We start from the raw sequence: 18,844 nt of genomic DNA, 5'->3' as shown, positions 1-18,844 counted from the left end.
CCAAGGACGAACAGCTTTTGGCCAGACTCCTCCGGCCAAACCCATAACAAGGAAGAAAACATGGACGTAAAAGTGCCGCAGCGACTGGATCCGCAGGACATTGTGAAATTGCTCGTGGCGTTGCGCCGGGCGTTGAAGGCTCAGGTTGCCTGAGAATCAAGAGCACCCTCACCCCAGCCCTCTCCCCGAGGGAGAGGGGGCTGACCGAGGTGTCTGGCGTCATACATCGACCTGAAAGACCGAGTCGATTATGGATTCGGCGGAGATCTTTCACGTCGGCGTATTGCGTCAATATCCCCCATTCAGTCCCCTCAACCTCTGGGCGGTCCGACGTTTCGGGAGGGTTAGGGTGAGGGCCGCTTTGCGCACGCACACAAAAACGCCGATGACCATCACTGGCCATCGGCGTTTTCACACCTTGAAGGGGGTGGTTCAAGCGTCAGGTCAGAACGCCGGCAGTACCGCGCCGTTGTATTTCTTCTCGATGAACGCTTTGACTTCCGGGCTGGTCAGGGCTTTGGCCAGTTTCTGGATCGCGTCGCTGTTCTTGTTGTCCTCACGGGCCACCAGGAAGTTCACGTATGGCGAGTCAGCGCCTTCGATTACCAGGGCGTCCTTGGTCGGGTTCAACTTGGCTTCCAGCGCGTAGTTGGTGTTGATCATGTCCAGATCAACTTCCTTCAGAACGCGTGGCAGCAGGGCCGATTCCAGTTCCTTGAACTTGAAGTTGTGCGGGTTCTTGGCAATGTCTTTCGGCGTTGCCAGAGCGTTTTTCGGGTCTTTCAATTCGATCAGGCCAGCCTTCTGCAGCAGGATCAGCGCACGACCGCTGTTGCTGCCTTCGTTCGGAATGGCGATGGTGGCGCCGTCCGGCAGTTCAGCCAGGGTCTTGTACTTGCTCGAGTAGCCACCGAACGGTTCAACGTGAACACCCTGCACAGTCACCAGGTACTTGGACTTGTCGTCCTTGTATTTACCCTGGTTGAAGCTGTTCAGGTAAGGCAGGGTCTGGAAGTAGTTGGCGTCCAGACGCTTCTCGCCCACTTGTACGTTCGGCTGAACGTAGTCGGTGAACACTTTGATTTCCAGATCCACGCCTTCTTTGGCCAGGGTCGGTTTGATCAGCTCAAGGATTTCAGCGTGCGGCACCGGGGTCGCAGCAACCACCAGTTTCTCGCCGGCATTGGCCAGGGAAGCAGTCAGCGCAGCCGCCAATGCGGTAAACAACAGAACCTTTTTCATGCAGTGTCCTTATCGAAAATCACGGTCGTCATCGACGACGGCATTAATACGTGTGCCAGTGAAGTGATATCGCTGGCGTGGGTCGGACAATACCGGGATTTTTTATTCCCGGACAATAACGTTTATTCAGCTTCATATTCCATTTTGTTCATGTTGAACGAAAGGGTCACAGCGCCTCACTCAAGCTCAACAGTAAAGCTTTCAATGCCTTACGCTCATCGACGCTGCCGCCGATGTTGATTTGTGCAACCAGCCGTTCGATCTGAAGCTGCGGCCCAGACACCGCGGGCAGGTTCAGGTGCTCCGGCAAAATCTCCTCGCCGGTACTCACCAGCAACGCAAAATGAATGACGTTTTCCAGCTCGCGTGTGTTGCCCGGCCAGCTGTGCTGTTCGAGTACATGCTGCGCGGCTTCGCTGATCAGCGGCACAGGGAGGTCGAGACGCTGGCTGTAGATGCCAAGGAAGTACTCGGCCAGCGAAAGGATATCGCCGATACGCGCGCGCAACGCCGGCAACTCGAGATGACCTTCGCTGAGGTAGTGATAAAGCCGCTCGTGGAATTTCCCGGCGTCCACTGCTTGCGCCAGATCGATACTGGTGGCCGCGACCAGGCGCACATCCACCGGGCTCGGCTGATGCGCACCGACACGGGTGACTTCGTGGTTCTCCAACGCGGCAAGCAATTTGATCTGGATGGGCAGCGGCAAGTCGCCGATTTCATCCAGATACAAGGTGCCGCCATTGGCCGAGCCGAACCAGCCTGCACGGCTGCTGGCCGAACCGCTGTAGGTGCCCGCGGCATAGCCGAACAGTTCGGCATCGGCGTAGGTCGGGCTGATCGCACCGCAATTGACCGAGACGAATAAGCCGCTGCGGTCACTGGCGCGATGGATGTGCCGGGCGAGCAATTCTTTACCCGTACCGGTCTCGCCACGGATCAATACCGAGGTCGAGCGCGGCGCCAATTGCTCCAGTTCTTCGCGCAACTGACGCGAGCGCGGGTCGACAAACACCAGCGCTTTGGCGCGAATGCTCAGGGGACTTTTTTCAGCGTCGGGAAAGGTCAGCAACGGCTGACCGAATGTTTCGAAACTCATGGCAGACTCCCGCCCAAAACCGCCGGGAGACGGGGGCGTTGAAAGAAATAAAAATCAGGCGCGACGGCGAGCGTGGTGTTCCATGCGGTTTTGCAGGCGATAGAGATAGGCAAAACCCTGCTCCCAACGCTGATGCCCGGACTTGACGTTGATATGCCCGGCACCGGCGAGAATCCCCGCCTCGGCGCCCCAGTTGCGCGCCAGTTCCAGCGCGCGCGGCGCACTCACGGCGGCGTCGTTATCGGAGCTGACCACTTGGCTTGGAAATGGCAGCAGATCGGTCGGAATCGGTGCGAAGTTACGCAGCGCCGGCGCGCAGGTCGGGCGCTCGACATCCGCCGGCGCGACCAGCAAGGCACCGCGCACCTGACGCAGGTATTGCAACGGCGCCGTGGCCGCCCAATGGGCAACCGTGACGCAGCCAAGGCTGTGAGCGATAAGGATCACCGGCGTACTGTCGGCGGCAATCGCCTCGGCCAATGCCGCGACCCAGTCTTCACGACGCGGCGTCAGCCAATCGGCCTGTTCGACCCGCGCACTGTTCGGCAGGCTGTTTTGCCAATGGCTTTGCCAATGATCATCTGGCGATCCTTGCCAGCCCGGCACAATCAGGTAGCGGATTGATTCGTTGCGCATGGGGAGCTCTCCTGCGTCGTGTCTGTTCCTGAACGAGTATAGGGAGGGGATTTATATTCGTTAAGGAATAAGAAGCTATTTATTAAGATCTGAAATGAATATAAGATTTGTGCATGGCTTGAAATCTTTTCCCCCTCACCCCAACCCTCTCCCCCCATGGGGGCGAGGGAAAAGGGAGCCGATCTCTGTGCTGTTCAAATCTTGAGTTCGGCTCGAAACCTCAGGTCGGCGTACCTTGAACAATCACCACGGTCAGTCCCCTCTCCCTCCGGGAGAGGGCTTCGCTTCTAATGCCAGAAATAAAAAAAGGGCCGCACCCTGCCAAGGAGACGGCCCCGGAAAAACGTAAATTCTGTTACCGCGCAGTAATCACCGACAACTTGGTAATCCCCGCCCGTTCAATCGAAGCCATTGCCCGCGCCACTTCGCCGTAGTTCACCCCATCATCCGCCTGCAACTGCACGCGCACTTCCGGGTCCTTGGCCTTGGCCGATTTCAGGTTGAATTCCAGCAAGTCCGCTTGAATCTCATCCTTGTTGATAAACAGTTTGCCGGCACCATCGATGCTCACCACCAGCGGATCTTTCTGCTCGACCGGCGCCACCGCTTCGGTCTTCGGCAGATTGATCGGAATCGCGTTGGTCAGCAGTGGCGCGGTGACGATAAACACCACCAGCAGCACCAGCATCACATCCACCAGCGGCGTCACGTTGATCTCGCTGAGTACCTCGTCACTGTCTTGCGTGGAAAAGGCCATATCAGGACGCCTCCTTCACTTTTGCCGCATTGCCCGAGGCTGCAACCTTGTGCGCCGTCGGGTGGATCAACACGCGGAATGCACTCTTCTGCGCCAGGCTGTAGAAGTCGTGGGCAAAGTCATCGAGATCCGCCGCCGTCAGTTTCAACCGACGCAAAAAGTAGTTGTAAACCAGCACTGCTGGCACCGCGACGGCGATCCCCACACCCGTTGCAACCAGGGCTGCACCGATCGGGCCGGCGACTGTTTCCAGACTTGCCGAACCGGCCGCGCTGATGCCTTTCAACGCCTCCATGATTCCCCACACCGTGCCGAACAAACCAATGAACGGCGAGGTGCTGCCAATACTCGCAACCACCGCTAGACCGGTTTCCAGCGAACGCCGTTCGCGGACGATCTGCTGGCGCAAGGCGCGCTCGAGGCGATCCTGATGGTTGATCGCCTGGCTCAAATCATTGGCCTGTGGCGCCTCACCCACCTGAATCGCCGCGTAACCGGCCTGTGCCACCCGGGCCGCAGCGCCGGGTTGGGTCTCGCTCAATTCAGCGGCCGAATCCAGACTCGACGCCGCCCAGAAACGTTTATGAAAACGGCGATCCTGTGCCTTCAGACGACCGAACTGGAAAGCCTTGAGCAATGCGAGGCCCCAGGTGGCGACGGAAAAAACCACCAGCAGCCAGATCACCGCGCTTTCGATGGATTCCAGTGGAGATGCCAGTAACGTCATGATGTATTCCCTCGTGTAAACATTTCGCGCGAATTTGGTTTCGGTTTAATGAATCTTGAAATCGATGGGCACGCTGACCCAGCCGTCCTGGGCGACATCACCCTGCTTGGCCGGGACGAAACTCCAACGTTTCACGGCGTTCAGCGCCGCGTCATCGAGCTGCTGCCGGCCACTGCTTTTTGCAATCTGGATCTCACCCGGTTTGCCGCTGGCCAACACGTGCACTCGTAACAACACCGTGCCTTCCCAACCGCGACGCTGGGCCAGTGACGGGTATTCCGGCGCCGGGTTTTTCAGGTACGCAGCATTCGCTGATGCCGGGGTTACCGGTGCCGGCGCGGGAGGAGCAGGTGGCGCTGGCGCTGCAACCGGGGCTGCCGGTTGTGGCGGCGCCGGTGGTTGCTCTACCGCTTTCGGTGCTGGTTTGGGTGCCTGTTTCACCTCCGGCTTGGGTTTCGGAACCGGTTTTGGCGGCGGTGGTTTTACCGCCAGTTCGTCTTCCACTGGCGGTGGCGGTTCAACCACCGGCGCAGGTGGTGGCGGCTCGGCGACCGGTGGCGCGGGCGGTGCCGGACGTGAAAACTCGATGGTCATCGGCGGAATTTCCGGCGGCACGATCGGCAGCACCGGCGTCGGCTTCTGGCTGATCCAGTAGATCACCGCGCCATGCACCACCAGCGCGAGCACGCCGAGCAGAATTGTTTCGCGCCGGCTCAGAATGCCCTTGGGCGCACGCTGCAAACGCAACTGCCCCAACGGCACACGATGCGGCCGGCCGAGATCGACCAACTCGCCACCCGGCGTCTGACGCCACAGCAATTCCTCTGCGCTGGCGGCGGTCTGGACATTGCCCATTGATTCACTCCCTGCGGTCTTTTTGCGTTCTCTACAAAAACTGCCGATCGACCGTTTACTGAAGCCCCCACGGTGGATCGATTTGTGAATCATTGGGCTTGACGCTTATCTCCGAAAGTAATCTTTAACGTTATGCATAGGCTTTTATGGAATATAAGAATTGATCAATTCCACCAAAGCCACGTGCCACGCGGGCTGCGGCGACAGGTGAAAAAACGCATGCTTTTCAGGCATCGAAAGTATTCATGCAACGCATCAAATTCGTCTGGCCGGGTTTTGCTGGACAACTAATACCAAGTAGATACTTGATTATTATCTTTCCTGAAATAAAAAAGGCCGGCACACTGTCGTGCGCCGGCCTTTTTGTTTAATCAGCTTTTATTGCTTGACGAACTCCCCTGCCACACCAACAACATCACCATCAAAGTTTGTGCGCGAACCCACCGCACGAACTTTTGAGTAATTGTGATCTGGCGAGAACAATGTCCAGGACTGATAACCAGTGCCGTCATTCAGAGCCGTGAACGTGATGATCGTAGGCTGCCCGGTGCTGTTCTGGAAATGGTAGTGCCCGTAAGCAATGTCGTAATTCACGCCGTTCTGGCTGAATTTGCCGCTGAAGGTGCCGTTGGAATCGTTGCCATCGGTAATCGTCAGTTTGGCGCCAGCGTTAGCGTTTACATAATTGCCATTAATGCTCGACATAACGAGATTTCCTTTATCGTTGGATAAGTGTCTTCCGATGAGAGCAAGTTTCCTCCTGGAAACTCACGACAGTCAGGATGGTTGGACATTCAACTATTGTCCACGCGAGTTACTAACGAAATTGCAATAAGCACTGTTCAACCCGGTCATAACTTATCGCCGTTCGTTCGAGCACTAATTCCATTTCAACTAACGACTGGTATTGGTTTGGTGCACGCCAACAACCGGTGCGTTAACCGCCGTCTCGGAGCGTGGCGCGCCCGTTGGCACCCAGTCATAACTCACAGGGAGCGCCCGATACACCCAGTTGCTGATCGCATCGCCGCCCGGCGCTTTGCCGAGATACGGGCTGACGTATTCCCAGACGTTTTCACCGTTGGCCGTCACCTGGAAAAAGCGCCCGTTCATGCCTTCGTCGATCAGCGTATTGCCATTGGGCAAGCGCCGCGCACTGCTGATGAACGAGCTGTAGAACGCCCAGCCCGGCTGCTTCGAATCCGCCGCGCTGTACTGCCAGACGATTTCATTTTTTACAGGGTCGATTTCCAACACGCGCGAGCCGGAAATCAAGCCGAGGGGGACGTTCGGATAACCCGCTGAACCCTGGTTGTCGAACACCAGGACGTTACCAGCGCCAGGCAGTCCGGCGGGAATGATGTGTGCATCATGCTGACCGACAAACTGATCCACCGGGCGCGGCAGTTTCTGCGCGGCTTTCGGGTTGATCAGCGGCAGGTTCGGGCCGAGACGCCAGACCACTTTGCCGCTGTGTTTGTCGATGATCGCGATGAAGTTGGCGTTGCGTGAATCGATCAGCAGGTTGTCCGGATTGAAGCGCTTGTCACCGGCATCGAACCACTTGTTCGGCCCGACCAGACTGAGGTCGTTGATGTGCAGGTAGTCCGGGTTTTCGCTGGCGCGCACCAGCTTCAGCTGCTCGGCGGTGAAGCCGAATTCATTGAGATGTTCCGAGGCCAGCCATTGCCATTTCACCGCGCCGTCGGGGCTGACTTCGTAGATTGCATCGTCGATCACCTCGGGCACTTTAAAGCCTTTGACCTTGTGCACCTTGTTCGCCAGTACCACGGTGTTGCCGTTGCTCAAACGACGTTGATCATGATGCTGCTGCGCCGCGCCGCCGGGGGCCTTGTCGCCCCATTGCCAGACGACTTTGCCGTGCCAGTCCAGCTCACCGACGCTCTGATTGCCCAGACCGTTGCCGGCCGAACCGAGTTTGCCGGGATCCTTTTCACTCAATTGCAGCAGCACATGCCCGCGTTCGCCGCCGACCAGTTTTGGATCGATGATCGCCGACGGGAAACCCGCCTGCGGCCAGGTTTTCACCTCGTTGCCGTTCATGTCGATCAGGTGCGTCTGTTTGTCGGCGCCGCTGAAAATCACATACTGATTGAAGGCCTTGTTCGGGTCGTAGCGGGTGACGCCAGTCGGGTAAACACTCGGTGCGGCGAAGGCGCCGGCACTGAGCACTGCGCCGGACAGCAACACCGGCAAAGCCGTTTTGATGCGCAACATGATGCAGCTCCTTGAGTGACGAATCAGAAGTCGTAGCGACCGGTGACGCCGAGGGTGCGCGGCGTGCCGAGCAGGCCTTCATAGCCGCCGTTGCCGCCCGTCCACAGGGTCGTGTAATAGGTTTTGTCGAAGGCGTTTTTCAGCCACAGCGACACGTCCCACTGACCTTGGTTGAAGTCTCCGCGCAGGCCGGTGGAGAAGTTGACCACGGCGTAACTCGGGATTTGGCCGTAGTCGGAATCTTCGACCGTGCCCACCGCTTTCGAGCGGAACGCATAGCTGGCCGTAACGTAGGGTTCGAAGCCGTTATCCAGATTCCATTTGTATTCGCCGTTGGCGTTGCCGATCCATTTCGAGGCGCCGACCACTTGATGACCACTGAGGTCACATGAGGCTGGAGCACCCGGCGCCTGGCTGACTTCCGGCGGGCACGGGGCATCTTTGTACGAGAGATAACTGACGTCGTTGTAGGAGCCGTTGATGTTCAGGGTCAGCCCGCGCAACGGGATCACCGTGCTTTCGAACTCGACGCCGCGCGAACGTACGGAACCGGCGTTGGTCAGGTACTGCACGCGATTTTCCGCGTCGTAGGCATTGGTCTGGTAAGCGTTGACCTGCGTCCAGAAGACGTTGGCGTTGAGTTGCAGACGGTGGTCCCACAGCGTGCTCTTGAAGCCGAGTTCGGCGTTGTTCGCACGTTCGGTGCCGATCAGCAGCGAATCGGCGCCGGCCACCGGAGCGGAACCGACGGCGAGGTTAACCCCGCCGGATTTCTCGCCGTGGGACAACGTTGCATAACCCAATACATCATCGGTGATGCGATAGCTAAGGTTGAGCAGCCCGGACGGGCTGGAGCTGTACTGATTCAAATCGCCGGAATCGTAAGCGCCGGCACGCCCGCGTCGCGCCGTGGCCGCCGCGCCTGTTACAGCAGTGCCACCAATCGGCGCATCCCTCGTGACCCAAGCGGATTTTTCTTCATAAGTGCCACGCACCCCGGCGGTGAAGTCCAGCCGCTCGGTGAGGTGCCATGTGCCTTGGGCAAACAGCGCAAAACTGTCGGTCTTGATATGGCCGTTGCCGACGCTGGTGACGTTGGCCAGTGCGCCGGCCGGCGTGCCATTCCAGATATCGGCCTGGGGGCCGTAATAGGCGAACGATTTGTTGTCCAGATCCGAGCCGAAGTAATAGGCACCGACCACGTAATCGAAGAACTCTCCCTTGGGCGAGGCCAGGCGAAATTCCTGCGAGTACTGTTTGTCTTCCACCGACACCCCGGCGTTGTAGCTCGCCGGCACGTTGAGGCCGTCGTCGTTGCGCGGGGTGAAATTCCAGAAGCGATAGGAACTGATCGAGGTCAGCGTGAAATCGCTCGGCAGCGTCCAGTTGGCCTCCACCGACGTGCCACCCTGATGCACGGTGACATGCTGGTCGTTGTCCAGATTGACCTTGCGGTGCGAGCCGTTGACCAATGTTGCGCCAGCCGCATTGGCCCGCGCCTGGTAAAGGTTGACTCCGTTGATGGTCGGCCCGGTGTTGTACAACACGCGGGTGCCGGCGCTGGAGTCCTCTTCGTTGTAGTCGCCGATCCAGCGCAGGTTGAAATCTTCATTTGGCTTGAACAGCAGTTGCGCGCGGAAGCCGTCGCGCGAGCCGCCGTTGAGATCATGGCCGTCGTATTCGTTTTTGATGTCACCGTCGCTGCGCGTACGGTAGGCCGAAAATCGCCCGGCCAGTTGATCGTTGAGCGGGCCGGAAATGGTGCCCTTGGTCTGGAAGTAACCGTCCTCGCCGACCGACGTTTCGATGCTGCGTTCGGGCGTAAAGGTCGGCGCGCGGGTGCTGATATTGATCACCCCGGCGGTGGTGTTTTTGCCGAACAGCGTGCCCTGCGGCCCACGCAAGACTTCGAGCTGTTCGATGTCCATCAAATCAAACACCGCCATCCCCGGACGGCCCAGATAAACGTTGTCGATGTACAGGCCGACGCTACCTTCCAGACCATCACTGGCCGGGTTATTGCCCAGGCCTCGGATCGACACGCTGGACTGGCGTGCGTGCATGTAGGCGACGTTGACGCTAGGCACCAATTGCTGCAAATCCTGAATCCGGTAGACCCGTTGCGTCTCCAGATTCTGCCCGCTGACCACACTCATGGGCGTCGGCACATCTTGCGAACTTTCTTCGCGGCGGCGAGTGGTGACGGTCACGGTTTCCAGTTGCGAACTGTTGGCGACAGGCTTGCCGACCGGCACTGGCGCCGAGGTTTCTGCTTCGGCGGCATAACCGTGAGTCCAGCTCGCGCTCCCTGCCAGCAACAGGGCCAGAGGCAGGCGTTTAAGCCGTCGTGGCGTTAAGGGTGACGCAAGGTTCAACGGACTCATGGCGCGGCTCCTGGTCAAAAAACACACAGCCATCTCCAGCGCTGTATATTCTTTTAAGTTATTTATTTATGGATTTACAAATATTTACTGCATAAGAGATTGCCTTTATAAGGAGTCGACGTAATGCATATCCAATGCATTTCCCGGATATTTTTTATGTGAAAAATGCATATCGACTTGCGTCAACTTCGTCATTTCATTGCCCTGACTGAACAACGCAGCTTCGTCGCCGGCGCGCAGGCGGTGAACCTGTCGCAGTCAGCGTTCAGCCGTAGCATTCAGGCGCTGGAGCACAGCGTCGGCTGTCAGTTGGTTGATCGCGGACGCAAGGAATTACCGCCGACCAAACAGGGCCAGGTGCTGCTGGAACACGCGCGGCGACTGGTCAGCGGCGCGCAGCAGATGGCCAACGAGATAAGCCAGTTCAACGGGCTGGAGGCCGGGGAATTACGCTTCGGTTGTGGCCCGGCGCCGGCGGCGGGATTGATCCCTCGGGCGATTGGCAGCTTCATCGGGCGCTATCCGAAAGCGCGGGTGCAGTTTCAGGTCGATGACTGGCAGAGTCTGAGCAAGCGGTTACTCAGCGAAGAGTTTGAATTCTTTGTCGCTGACACTCGGCAATTCGAGGCGGATCCGGATTACCTGACGTACCGGCTGCGACCGCGCAAGTGGCATTTCTGTTGCCGCGCGGGGCATCCATTGGCCGGGTTTGATCGGGTCACCGCCGAGCAATTGATGAGCTATGCGCTGGCGGTGAGTATTCGCCCGCCGAACCTGCGAAAAGTTATTGTCGATCTCAGCGGAAGGCCGGATTTCACGCCGAATGTGGAGTGTGAAAACAGCTCAAGTCTGCTCAGCGTGGTGCTGCGTTCGGATGCGATCGGGATTGTTGGCGCGTATTCGGATGCACTGCATCAGGCCAAGGGTGAGCTGGTGTGTTTGCGCATTGAAGGGTTGGCCGATGATCTTGAAGAGTTGTACACCCGCTATGGGATTGTCAGCCGCGCGGGGTATCGGTTGTCGCCGTTGGCCGAGGCAATGATCGAGCAGATAAAAGAGATTGATCAGCAGGATGAGGAGGTTTGCTCGCTGCAGAATCTCGCTGTCTGATCCACCGCTATCGCTGGCAAGCCAGCTCCCACATGATTCGCGCCGAGCACAAACCATGTGAACACCCCTAATACTTGTGGGAGCTGGCTTGCCAGCGATAGCGGCAGTGCAGGCACCGATGCATTTCCTGCATAAAACCCATTCCCCAAATGCACTTGCCGAACACCCCCGGCGAAAGCGAAATACCTCGCCTGTCCCTTTGACCGGTGAACCCCATGCCCACCCCGCCAAACCCTGTGCGCAATGTGCTGTACATCATGTGCGATCAACTGCGCCGCGATTACCTGTCCTGCTACGGCCACCCGCACCTGCACACACCGAACATCGATCGCCTCGCCGCCGCCGGCGTACGTTTCAGCCGCGCGTACACCCAAGGCACGATCTGCGGCCCGTCGCGGATGTCGGCCTACACCGGACGTTATGTCAGCAGCCATCAAGTCGCGTGGAACGCTGTGCCGTTGCCACTGGAAGAACTGACCATCGGCGATTACCTGCGCCCGCACGGCATCCGTACGGCCTTGGTCGGCAAGACCCACGCGACGGCGAATATCGATGCCTTGCAACGCCTGGCGATCAACCCCGAGAGCGAACAGGCCGAAACCCTCAACGAAGTCGGCTTCGAACCCTACATACGCCACGACGGCATCTACCCCGACGATCCGCTGTTCGACGACAAACGCGAATCCGCGCCCTACACCCATTACCTGCGTGAACACGGCTTTGACGGCAAAAACCCTTGGCACGACTGGGCCAACGCCGCCGAAGGCGAGAACGGCGAAATCCTCAGTGGCTGGCAAATGCGTCATGCGAATTTGCCAGCACGAATTCCCGAGCAACACTCAGAGACTGTCTACACTACAAATCGAGCCATCGACTTCATCACCGAACAAGGCGAGAAATCGTGGTGTTTACACCTCTCGTATATCAAACCGCACTGGCCCTATATCGTACCAGCGCCATACCACGCCTTGTACAGTACGGAATCGACTCTCGAACCGATCCGTGCGACGCCCTCCGAAGCCAGCAAACACCCCGTATACACTGCCTTTCGCCAGCATGAGGAAAGCCTCAACTTCTCCCAAGACTCAGTACGATTGACTGTAATTCCTACGTATATGGGCCTGATCAAGCAAGTGGATGATCAGCTCGGGCGACTGTTCGATTTTCTGCAGAGCAATGGCCGTTGGGATGACACGCTGATCGTGTTCACCAGCGATCACGGCGACTTTCTGGGCGATCACTGGCTCGGCGAGAAGGAGTTTTTGCTGGAGCAGGCGGTGGGCGTACCACTGATCGTGCGCGACCCTCGGGCGGCAGCAGATGGCACTCGCGGGACGGTGGATGATCGCCTCGCGGAAACCATCGATGCGTTGCCGACGTTTCTTCAAGCCTTGGGATTGCCGGCGGCGCAACACCGGCTTGAAGGCCGCTCACTGATTCCGCTGATGCACGGCGAAAACCCGGACTGGCGCCACTATGCGATCAGCGAATACGACTACGCCTTTCAGGCCCCGGCGCGTGAGCGTTTGGGCCAGCCGATCGATCGTTGCCGGATGACCATGGTGCGCAGCGAGCGCTGGAAATACCTGGCGTACGACGGTTTTCGCCCACAGTTGTTTGATCTGCTGAATGATCCGCAGGAGCTGCGTGATTTGGGTGATGACCCGAAATTCGCGGCGGTGCGCGAGGAGCATGCGGGGTATTTGTTTGAGTGGGTGCGGGGTTTGAAACGGCGCACGACCATCAGTCATCAGGAAATTGATTTGCGTGGGCAGAGGTTTCGCTACGGTGAGCCGGAAACCGAGAAAGTCGTTCAGATCGGTGTGTGGTGAAAGTCCTTCGCGAGCAGGCTCGCTCCCAAAGGTTTTGTGCCGTTCACATCCATTGTGTTCAGTACAAATCCACTGTGGGAGCGAGCCTGCTCGCGAAGGGGCCCGATCAGACGCCGACGATATCCGCGCCTTTGATGGTCTGACTGCGCTGCCCGTTTGCGCCCACCGGCACTTCACCTTTCAACGTGACACGACGCACCACCCGATCCTGAGTGCCGTAATCATCAATCGCATAGTGCTGCGTCGAGCGGTTATCCCAGATCGCCACGTCACCCGCCTTCCAGCGCCAGCGCACGGTGTTTTCCTGGCGAATCACATGGCTCTGCAACAGCCCGAACAGATGCGCCGAGTCCGCCTGCGAGTAGCCTTTGATGCGCTTGACGAAATGCCCCAGCAGCAAGCTTTTCTCACCGCTGATCGGGTGCACACGCACCACCGGGTGCTCAGTCTCGTAGACGGTCGAAGTGAAGACTTTGCGATAGCGCTCAAGCTTCTCCGCCGAGACGTCCGGCTTGGCGCTGGCATAGTCGTATTCGTTGCTGTGCACGGCGACCAGTTTGTCGGCCAGTTCACGCAGCTCGGTCGGCAAGCCGTTGTACGCCGTCGCGGTGTTGGCCCACAGGGTGTCGCCACCGAATGCCGGGGCCACCACCGAGCGCAGGATCGAGGCTTTGGGGTAGGCGTCGACGAAGGTCACGTCGGTGTGCCAGGAGTTGGCGCGCTGACCTTCAGCGCCGTCCAGCTCAAGCAGATAACGCGTGCCTTCACGCGACGGCACGGTCGGGTGCGCCACTGGCTCGCCGAGCAGATGGGCGAAGGCTTCCTGACGCTGATCATCAAGCTGGGTCTGCTCACGGAAGAACACGACTTTGTACTGAACCAGCGCCTGTTGAATCGCTTCGACAGTGGCGGCGTCCAGCTCACCGGACAAATGCACGCCACGGATCTCGGCGCCGATACGACCGGCCACCGGATGAATTTCCAGCGCGTGGACAGCGGGTTTTACGGCGAGTGCGGCATTGCTCATGGGTAGACCCTCATCGACTGCTTACGGTTTGGACGGCAGCGAAACAACGCTCTATCTATATTCCATTTACATCTAATAGATATACGTATGCTTCGTTGACGGAATAAGAGCTTGCATTTAAAACCTCTAGCAACCCTCGTCGCAAATGCCTTCGAGCTATTTTTAGGATGCCGGAAAAGCATATGGATCTTCGCCAGTTGCGTTACTTCATCGCCCTTAACGAACACCGCAGTTTTGTCCGCGCGGCGGACGCAATGGGCATCACTCAACCGGCGTTCAGCCGCAGCATTCAGGGGCTTGAGCAGGAGTTCGGCTGCGTGCTGGTGGATCGCGGCAACAAGGATTTGCGCCCCACGCCCGAAGGCCAGGTGGTGCTGCAACACGCCCTGAGCCTGGTGCAAGGCGCGGCGTTGCTCAGCGCCGAAGTGACGCAGATGACCAAGCTCGATGCCGGCGAGGTGCACTTCGGTTGCGGCCCGGCACCAGCAGTGAAACTGGTGCCCGACGCGGTGGCGCAATTCATCAATGCGCACCCGAAAGTGCGCACCTGTTTTCAGGTGGATAACTGGGAAAAGCTCAGTCGCGCCCTGAGCCGTGAAGAGATCGAGTTCTTCATCGCCGACATCCGCCATTTCGAATCCGATCCGAACTTCCAGACCCAGGCGTTAACGCCGAAACGCGGGGTGTTTTTCTGCCGGCCGGGCCATCCGTTGCTGGCCAAGGAGAGCCTGTCGACCAATGACATGTTCGACTACCCGCTGGCGACCACGCTGATCCCGCCGGGCATTCGTAAACTGCTGGCGAACCTCAGTGGCCGCATCGATTTTTCACCAACCATCGAGACCGAGCACTTTCCGGCACTGGTGAAGGTGGTGCTGCAATCCAATGCGATTGGCGTGGGCACGGAAGAAGCGTTTGTTGAGGACGTCGCTAAGGGTTCGCTGGTGTTGCTGCACTGGCGCAATCTGCCGCAGAACCTGGAAAGCATGAATGCGCGCTGCGGGATCGTCAGTCGCACCGGGTTTCGGCTGTCGCCGGCGGCGCGGGCGCTGATCGAGACGTTGGTGGCGGTGGATCGGCAGGACGTCAGCGTCGCCGTTTAGGGCCCTTTCGCGAGCAGGCTCGCTCCCACAATTGGAATGCATTTCCCTGTGGGAGCGAGCCTGCTCGCGAAGAGGCCAGAGCAGGCGCTAAAGATTCAGAGCTTGGCAGCAGCCAACTCAGGCGCCACCCAATCATTGACCTTGAATGGCTTGCGAATCAGCTTCTGCTGCGCCGCCAGATCCACCTTGTCCTGCAAGCTGCCCAAGAACGCGGGATCCAGCGTCGACGGGAACACTTCACTGAGTTTCTGATCTTTCAGATCCTGGGTCAGGATCACCGGCGGATAACTCGCCAAACCCGACACCAGCTGCACATACGCAGCCTTGTTGCTGTCCTGGGTCAGCCACTCCACCGCCTGCTGCTGCGCCTTGAGCAATTTCGCCACTGCCTCCGGGTGCGCATCGACAAAGTTGCCCGTGCCAACCAATACCGACTGCACACTGCCCGCACCACCGAGATCCTTGGTGTTCAGCGGCAACTCGGCCAGGCCCTTGGTCTGTAGCGCCGCCAATCCGGAACTGCCCCACGACGCATCGATCTGTTTCGCTGCCAACGCAGCGGTCGCGCCGGTGAAGTCGAGGTTGATGACTTTCAGATCCTTCTCGCTCAAGCCTTGGCTGGCCAGTGCTGCATCAAACGACAGCTGCGTTGCGGTACCGCGGAAGATCGCCACGCGCTTGCCTTTCAGATCCTGCAGAGTCTTGATCCCTGACCCCGGCACCACGCCCAGATACTGCTTCACCCCACGCGCACTGGCGCTGAGCAAGCGAGTATCGAGGCCATTGGACTTGCCGATGATTGCCGCCAGATCGCCCAGATACGCCAGATCGACTTGACCGTTGGCAAACGCCTCATTGATCACCGGCCCGGCACCTTTGAAAAAACTCCACTGAATCTTGATGCCCTGATCAGCAAAGGCTTTTTCCAAGATCTGCTGATCGCGCAACACATCAACCACACCGCCACCGCTGTGCTGAGTGCCGGCGCTCAGGTCGGGCACGGCGATTCTGATTTCCTTGAGTTCGTCGGCATGCGCGGTAAACGCCAGCAGTCCCGCCAGAGCAGGAACGGCAAACAGACTGAAAACACGCTTGAAGGGGAGGTTCATGGGTGCAGCTCCTTGATCACGACGGGCGTTGAGGAGCCGAAAGTAGGCCGAATGAATACCCTCGTTTAAATACTATAAATGCACATTTTTATAGCTTTTAACTCTAAGCAAGTAATAACGGGGCCTGCAGCGGCGTATGCATTAACAGCATCGAAAATATTCTTCGAATGCATTGGATGCGTGTGGGCTGGAAGCCTTAAATGGCCTCGCTTATCTCTTAAAAGAATCTATACCGATACTTTTATAACTTTTTGTTTTTAGCTAATGCCGCTAAAGATCTTGAGCCAACCCGACAACGAAGGTCACCCATGGCCCGCCAATCCTTGCTCAGTCTCCCACTCCCCGCGCCGCCGCTGAAAAGCCGCCGTACCTGGCCAAGCCTGAACCAACGCCTGTTGCCGTGGCTGCTGCCCCTTTGCCTGTTCGCGCTGTGGTGGCTGGCCGCGCGTAATGAGTGGATGAGCGAGCAGATCCTGCCCGCGCCGTCGCTGGTGTGGAACAGTGCTGTCGAGTTGTCGCAAGGCGAGTTGTGGGGCCATCTGTGGATCAGTCTGCAGCGTTTGTTCTGGGGCTTGCTCGCGGGGATTTCAGCGGGAGCGGTGCTCGGTGCAGCACTGGGTTTCAGTCGCCGTCTGGAACGTTTGATTTTCCCGACTTTCGCCGGTCTGTCGCAGGTGCCGACGCTGGCGTGGATCCCGCTGTTCATGGTGTTTTTCGGCATCGGCGAAGTGCTGAAACTGGTGGTGCTGATCAAAGCAATCGTGGTGCCGGTGACTTTGCACACACTGGTCGGCGTAAGGGATGCACAGCCGAAATTGCGTGAAGCCGCCGCTGTTTTACGCTTGCCACCACACCTGCTGATCCGTCGCCTGGTGTTGCCCGCCGCCCTCCCCGCGTTCATGGCTGGCGTACGTCTGGCGCTGGCCGCCGGATGGACTTCGTTGCTGGCCGTCGAACTGCTGGCCTCCAGCGAAGGCATCGGTTACCTGATGGTCTGGGCACGGCAATTGTTCATGCTCGACATCGTTTTCGTCTGCATTGTGGTGATCGGTGTAATCGGTGTGGCGATGGATCGCGGCATCGGTCTGCTGGACAAGAAACTGGTGCACTGGCCGCATCCGGCCACCGCTGAAATTCGTCGCGGCCCGCGTTATGAAGGCTGGCAGCGTCTGCAACCATGGCTGCTGCCGCTGGGCTTGTTGGCGCTGTGGCAACTGGCGAATGAACTGCAGTGGGTCGATAGCAGCATTCTGGTCAGCCCGCTGGCCGTTTTGAGTACGGCAAGGAACGGTCTGATTGACGGCACGTTGATCAGCGGCATGGCGCTTAGCCTCGGTCGCACCCTCGGCGGTTTGCTGTTGGGCGGCGGGCTCGGTTTCGCCCTCGGCCTGTTGCTCGGACTGTCCCGCACCAGCGAACGCCTGCTCGGTCCGACCCTCGCGGCTATCCGCCAAATTGCAATTTTCGCCTGGGTACCACTGCTCACTGCCTGGTTCGGTCTCGGCGAATTGGCGAAGTGGGTGTTCGTCGCCCTCGCCGCCTTCTTTCCGTTGTTTATCGCCACGCAACGCAGCGTCGCCAACCTCTCGCCACAACTCAACGAAGCCGCACAAGTGTTGCGCCTGAGCCTCGGCCAGCGACTGCGTCGACTGGTGTTGCCGGGCGCTGCGCCGGGGATTTTCGCAGGCCTCAGATTGAGCCTGATCTACGCCTGGCTCGGCACCATCGGCGCGGAATATTTCATGCCGTCCAATGGCGGCATCGGCAGCCAGATGATCGGCGCACAACAACTGCTGCGCATGGACCTGATCATGGCCGGCATGCTCTTCGTCGGCCTCACCGGCGCCCTGCTCAACCTCATTGGCCAACGCCTGGAAATTCGCGCGACCCGCTGGAGACACGCATGAACGCACCGATTGTCAGCTTCAAACATGTAGGCAAATCCTTCGACGTCGACGGTTTCGAACTGGAGGCGATTCGCGAATTCAACCTGGACATTGCCGAGGGCGAGTTTGTCGCGATTGTCGGTTCCAGCGGCTGCGGTAAATCGACGTTACTGCGGTTATTGGTGGGCCTTGATACGCAGTTTCGCGGGCAGATTACCGTGGACGGCAAAGCCGTCAGTGGCATCGGCGGCGAGCGCGGCATCGTCTTTCAGGAGCACCGTTTGTTTCCGTGGCTGACCGTCGCCGACAACATCGGTCTGGGCCTGGTCAATGAGCCGCTGAGCGCTGCGCAGAAGCAACAGCGCATCAACGATTTCATCGATCTGGTCGGCCTGCGCGACTTCACTCGCGCCTATCCGCACCAGCTCTCCGGCGGCATGGCGCAGCGTGTGGCGATTGCTCGCGGCCTCGTCGCCAGCCCACGCATTCTGCTGCTCGACGAACCCTTCGGCGCCCTTGACGCGCTGACTCGCCAGCAGATGCAGGACGAGCTGCTGGCGATCCGTGACCGCGCAAAAATCACCACGATCCTCGTCACCCACGACGTCGAGGAAGCGATCTTCCTCGCCGATCGCGTCGTGGTGATGGAGCCGCGACCGGGGCGGATCAAGCAAGTGGTCGACATCGCCCTGCCGCATCCGCGTCAGCGCAGCAGTTTCGACTTCCATCAGTTGCGTGAAGAGCTGCTGCACGAACTGACCAGCGACGACCATTACCAACCGAGCGTACCGGTGCAGATCCGCGATCTGCCGCTGACGTTCATTGCCTGCTGAACAGGA

The 18,844-nt window shown here is 58.8% G+C and carries 16 protein-coding genes; 5 read left to right on the top strand and 11 right to left on the bottom strand.

The features are described 5' to 3' along the window. Positions 1-444: 444 nt before the first annotated feature. From ACZ0A4_RS25275 to ACZ0A4_RS25235, 9 genes are all read right to left on the bottom strand, one after another. The gene (locus tag ACZ0A4_RS25275) at positions 445-1,242 is read right to left on the bottom strand and encodes a MetQ/NlpA family ABC transporter substrate-binding protein (protein WP_016985636.1); all 798 of its coding nucleotides are present in this window, start codon (positions 1,240-1,242) and stop codon (positions 445-447) included. Between the two features lie 166 nt (positions 1,243-1,408). Further along, complete coding sequence (locus ACZ0A4_RS25270; RefSeq protein ID WP_463576742.1) at positions 1,409-2,341, bottom strand: sigma 54-interacting transcriptional regulator; 933 nt, start codon at positions 2,339-2,341, stop codon at positions 1,409-1,411. A 54-nt stretch (positions 2,342-2,395) separates the two neighbouring features. After that, a complete protein-coding gene (locus ACZ0A4_RS25265; RefSeq protein WP_463576741.1) occupies positions 2,396-2,977 on the bottom strand; it encodes an alpha/beta hydrolase in 582 nt (193 codons plus the stop codon). Between the two features lie 355 nt (positions 2,978-3,332). Beyond that, positions 3,333-3,734, bottom strand: coding sequence for an ExbD/TolR family protein (locus tag ACZ0A4_RS25260; protein ID WP_105708576.1), 402 nt, complete (start codon positions 3,732-3,734; stop codon positions 3,333-3,335). A gap of 1 nt (position 3,735) precedes the next feature. Then, positions 3,736-4,461, bottom strand: coding sequence for a MotA/TolQ/ExbB proton channel family protein (locus ACZ0A4_RS25255; protein WP_463576740.1), 726 nt, complete (start codon positions 4,459-4,461; stop codon positions 3,736-3,738). A 45-nt stretch (positions 4,462-4,506) separates the two neighbouring features. Beyond that, positions 4,507-5,316 carry an energy transducer TonB gene (locus ACZ0A4_RS25250; protein WP_463576739.1) on the bottom strand — a complete coding sequence of 270 codons (810 nt, stop codon included), beginning with the start codon at positions 5,314-5,316 and terminating at the stop codon, positions 4,507-4,509. A 378-nt stretch (positions 5,317-5,694) separates the two neighbouring features. Then, positions 5,695-6,021 (bottom strand): hypothetical protein, encoded by a 327-nt coding sequence (locus tag ACZ0A4_RS25245; RefSeq protein ID WP_034151843.1) that lies wholly within the window; start codon positions 6,019-6,021, stop codon positions 5,695-5,697. A gap of 189 nt (positions 6,022-6,210) precedes the next feature. Beyond that, positions 6,211-7,554, bottom strand: coding sequence for an aryl-sulfate sulfotransferase (locus ACZ0A4_RS25240; RefSeq protein ID WP_463576738.1), 1,344 nt, complete (start codon positions 7,552-7,554; stop codon positions 6,211-6,213). 23 nt (positions 7,555-7,577) lie between these two features. Further along, positions 7,578-9,938 (bottom strand): TonB-dependent receptor, encoded by a 2,361-nt coding sequence (locus ACZ0A4_RS25235; protein ID WP_463576737.1) that lies wholly within the window; start codon positions 9,936-9,938, stop codon positions 7,578-7,580. 165 nt (positions 9,939-10,103) lie between these two features. Here ACZ0A4_RS25235 and ACZ0A4_RS25230 point away from each other — a divergent pair, with 165 nt between their 5' ends. Further along, positions 10,104-11,048, top strand: a complete 945-nt coding sequence (locus ACZ0A4_RS25230; protein WP_463576736.1) for a LysR family transcriptional regulator — start codon at positions 10,104-10,106, stop codon at positions 11,046-11,048. A gap of 215 nt (positions 11,049-11,263) precedes the next feature. After that, positions 11,264-12,880 (top strand): alkaline phosphatase family protein, encoded by a 1,617-nt coding sequence (locus tag ACZ0A4_RS25225; RefSeq protein ID WP_463576735.1) that lies wholly within the window; start codon positions 11,264-11,266, stop codon positions 12,878-12,880. 106 nt (positions 12,881-12,986) lie between these two features. Here the strand turns inward: ACZ0A4_RS25225 and ACZ0A4_RS25220 are convergent, their stop codons facing one another. Next, complete coding sequence (locus ACZ0A4_RS25220) at positions 12,987-13,907, bottom strand: TauD/TfdA dioxygenase family protein (protein ID WP_053116486.1); 921 nt, start codon at positions 13,905-13,907, stop codon at positions 12,987-12,989. 182 nt (positions 13,908-14,089) lie between these two features. Here ACZ0A4_RS25220 and ACZ0A4_RS25215 point away from each other — a divergent pair, with 182 nt between their 5' ends. After that, positions 14,090-15,010, top strand: a complete 921-nt coding sequence (locus tag ACZ0A4_RS25215; RefSeq protein ID WP_463576734.1) for a LysR family transcriptional regulator — start codon at positions 14,090-14,092, stop codon at positions 15,008-15,010. 95 nt (positions 15,011-15,105) lie between these two features. On the opposite strand, the gene ACZ0A4_RS25210 is transcribed toward ACZ0A4_RS25215, so the two are convergent. Next, the gene (locus tag ACZ0A4_RS25210) at positions 15,106-16,119 is read right to left on the bottom strand and encodes an ABC transporter substrate-binding protein (RefSeq protein ID WP_463576733.1); all 1,014 of its coding nucleotides are present in this window, start codon (positions 16,117-16,119) and stop codon (positions 15,106-15,108) included. Positions 16,120-16,427: 308 nt separating this feature from the next. Between ACZ0A4_RS25210 and ACZ0A4_RS25205 the strand changes: the two genes are divergently transcribed. Together ACZ0A4_RS25205 and ACZ0A4_RS25200 are read left to right on the top strand one after the other, a co-directional pair. Then, a complete protein-coding gene (locus tag ACZ0A4_RS25205; protein ID WP_463576732.1) occupies positions 16,428-18,026 on the top strand; it encodes an ABC transporter permease in 1,599 nt (532 codons plus the stop codon). Further along, positions 18,023-18,838 (top strand): ABC transporter ATP-binding protein, encoded by an 816-nt coding sequence (locus tag ACZ0A4_RS25200; protein WP_150649892.1) that lies wholly within the window; start codon positions 18,023-18,025, stop codon positions 18,836-18,838. Before ACZ0A4_RS25205 ends, ACZ0A4_RS25200 begins: the two co-directional genes overlap by 4 nt. Positions 18,839-18,844 lie beyond the last annotated feature (6 nt).

This window comes from Pseudomonas sp. AC172 (assembly GCF_979258595.1).
Note: the sequence above shows the minus strand (reverse complement) of the source record. Positions and strands in the feature narration are given on the sequence as shown.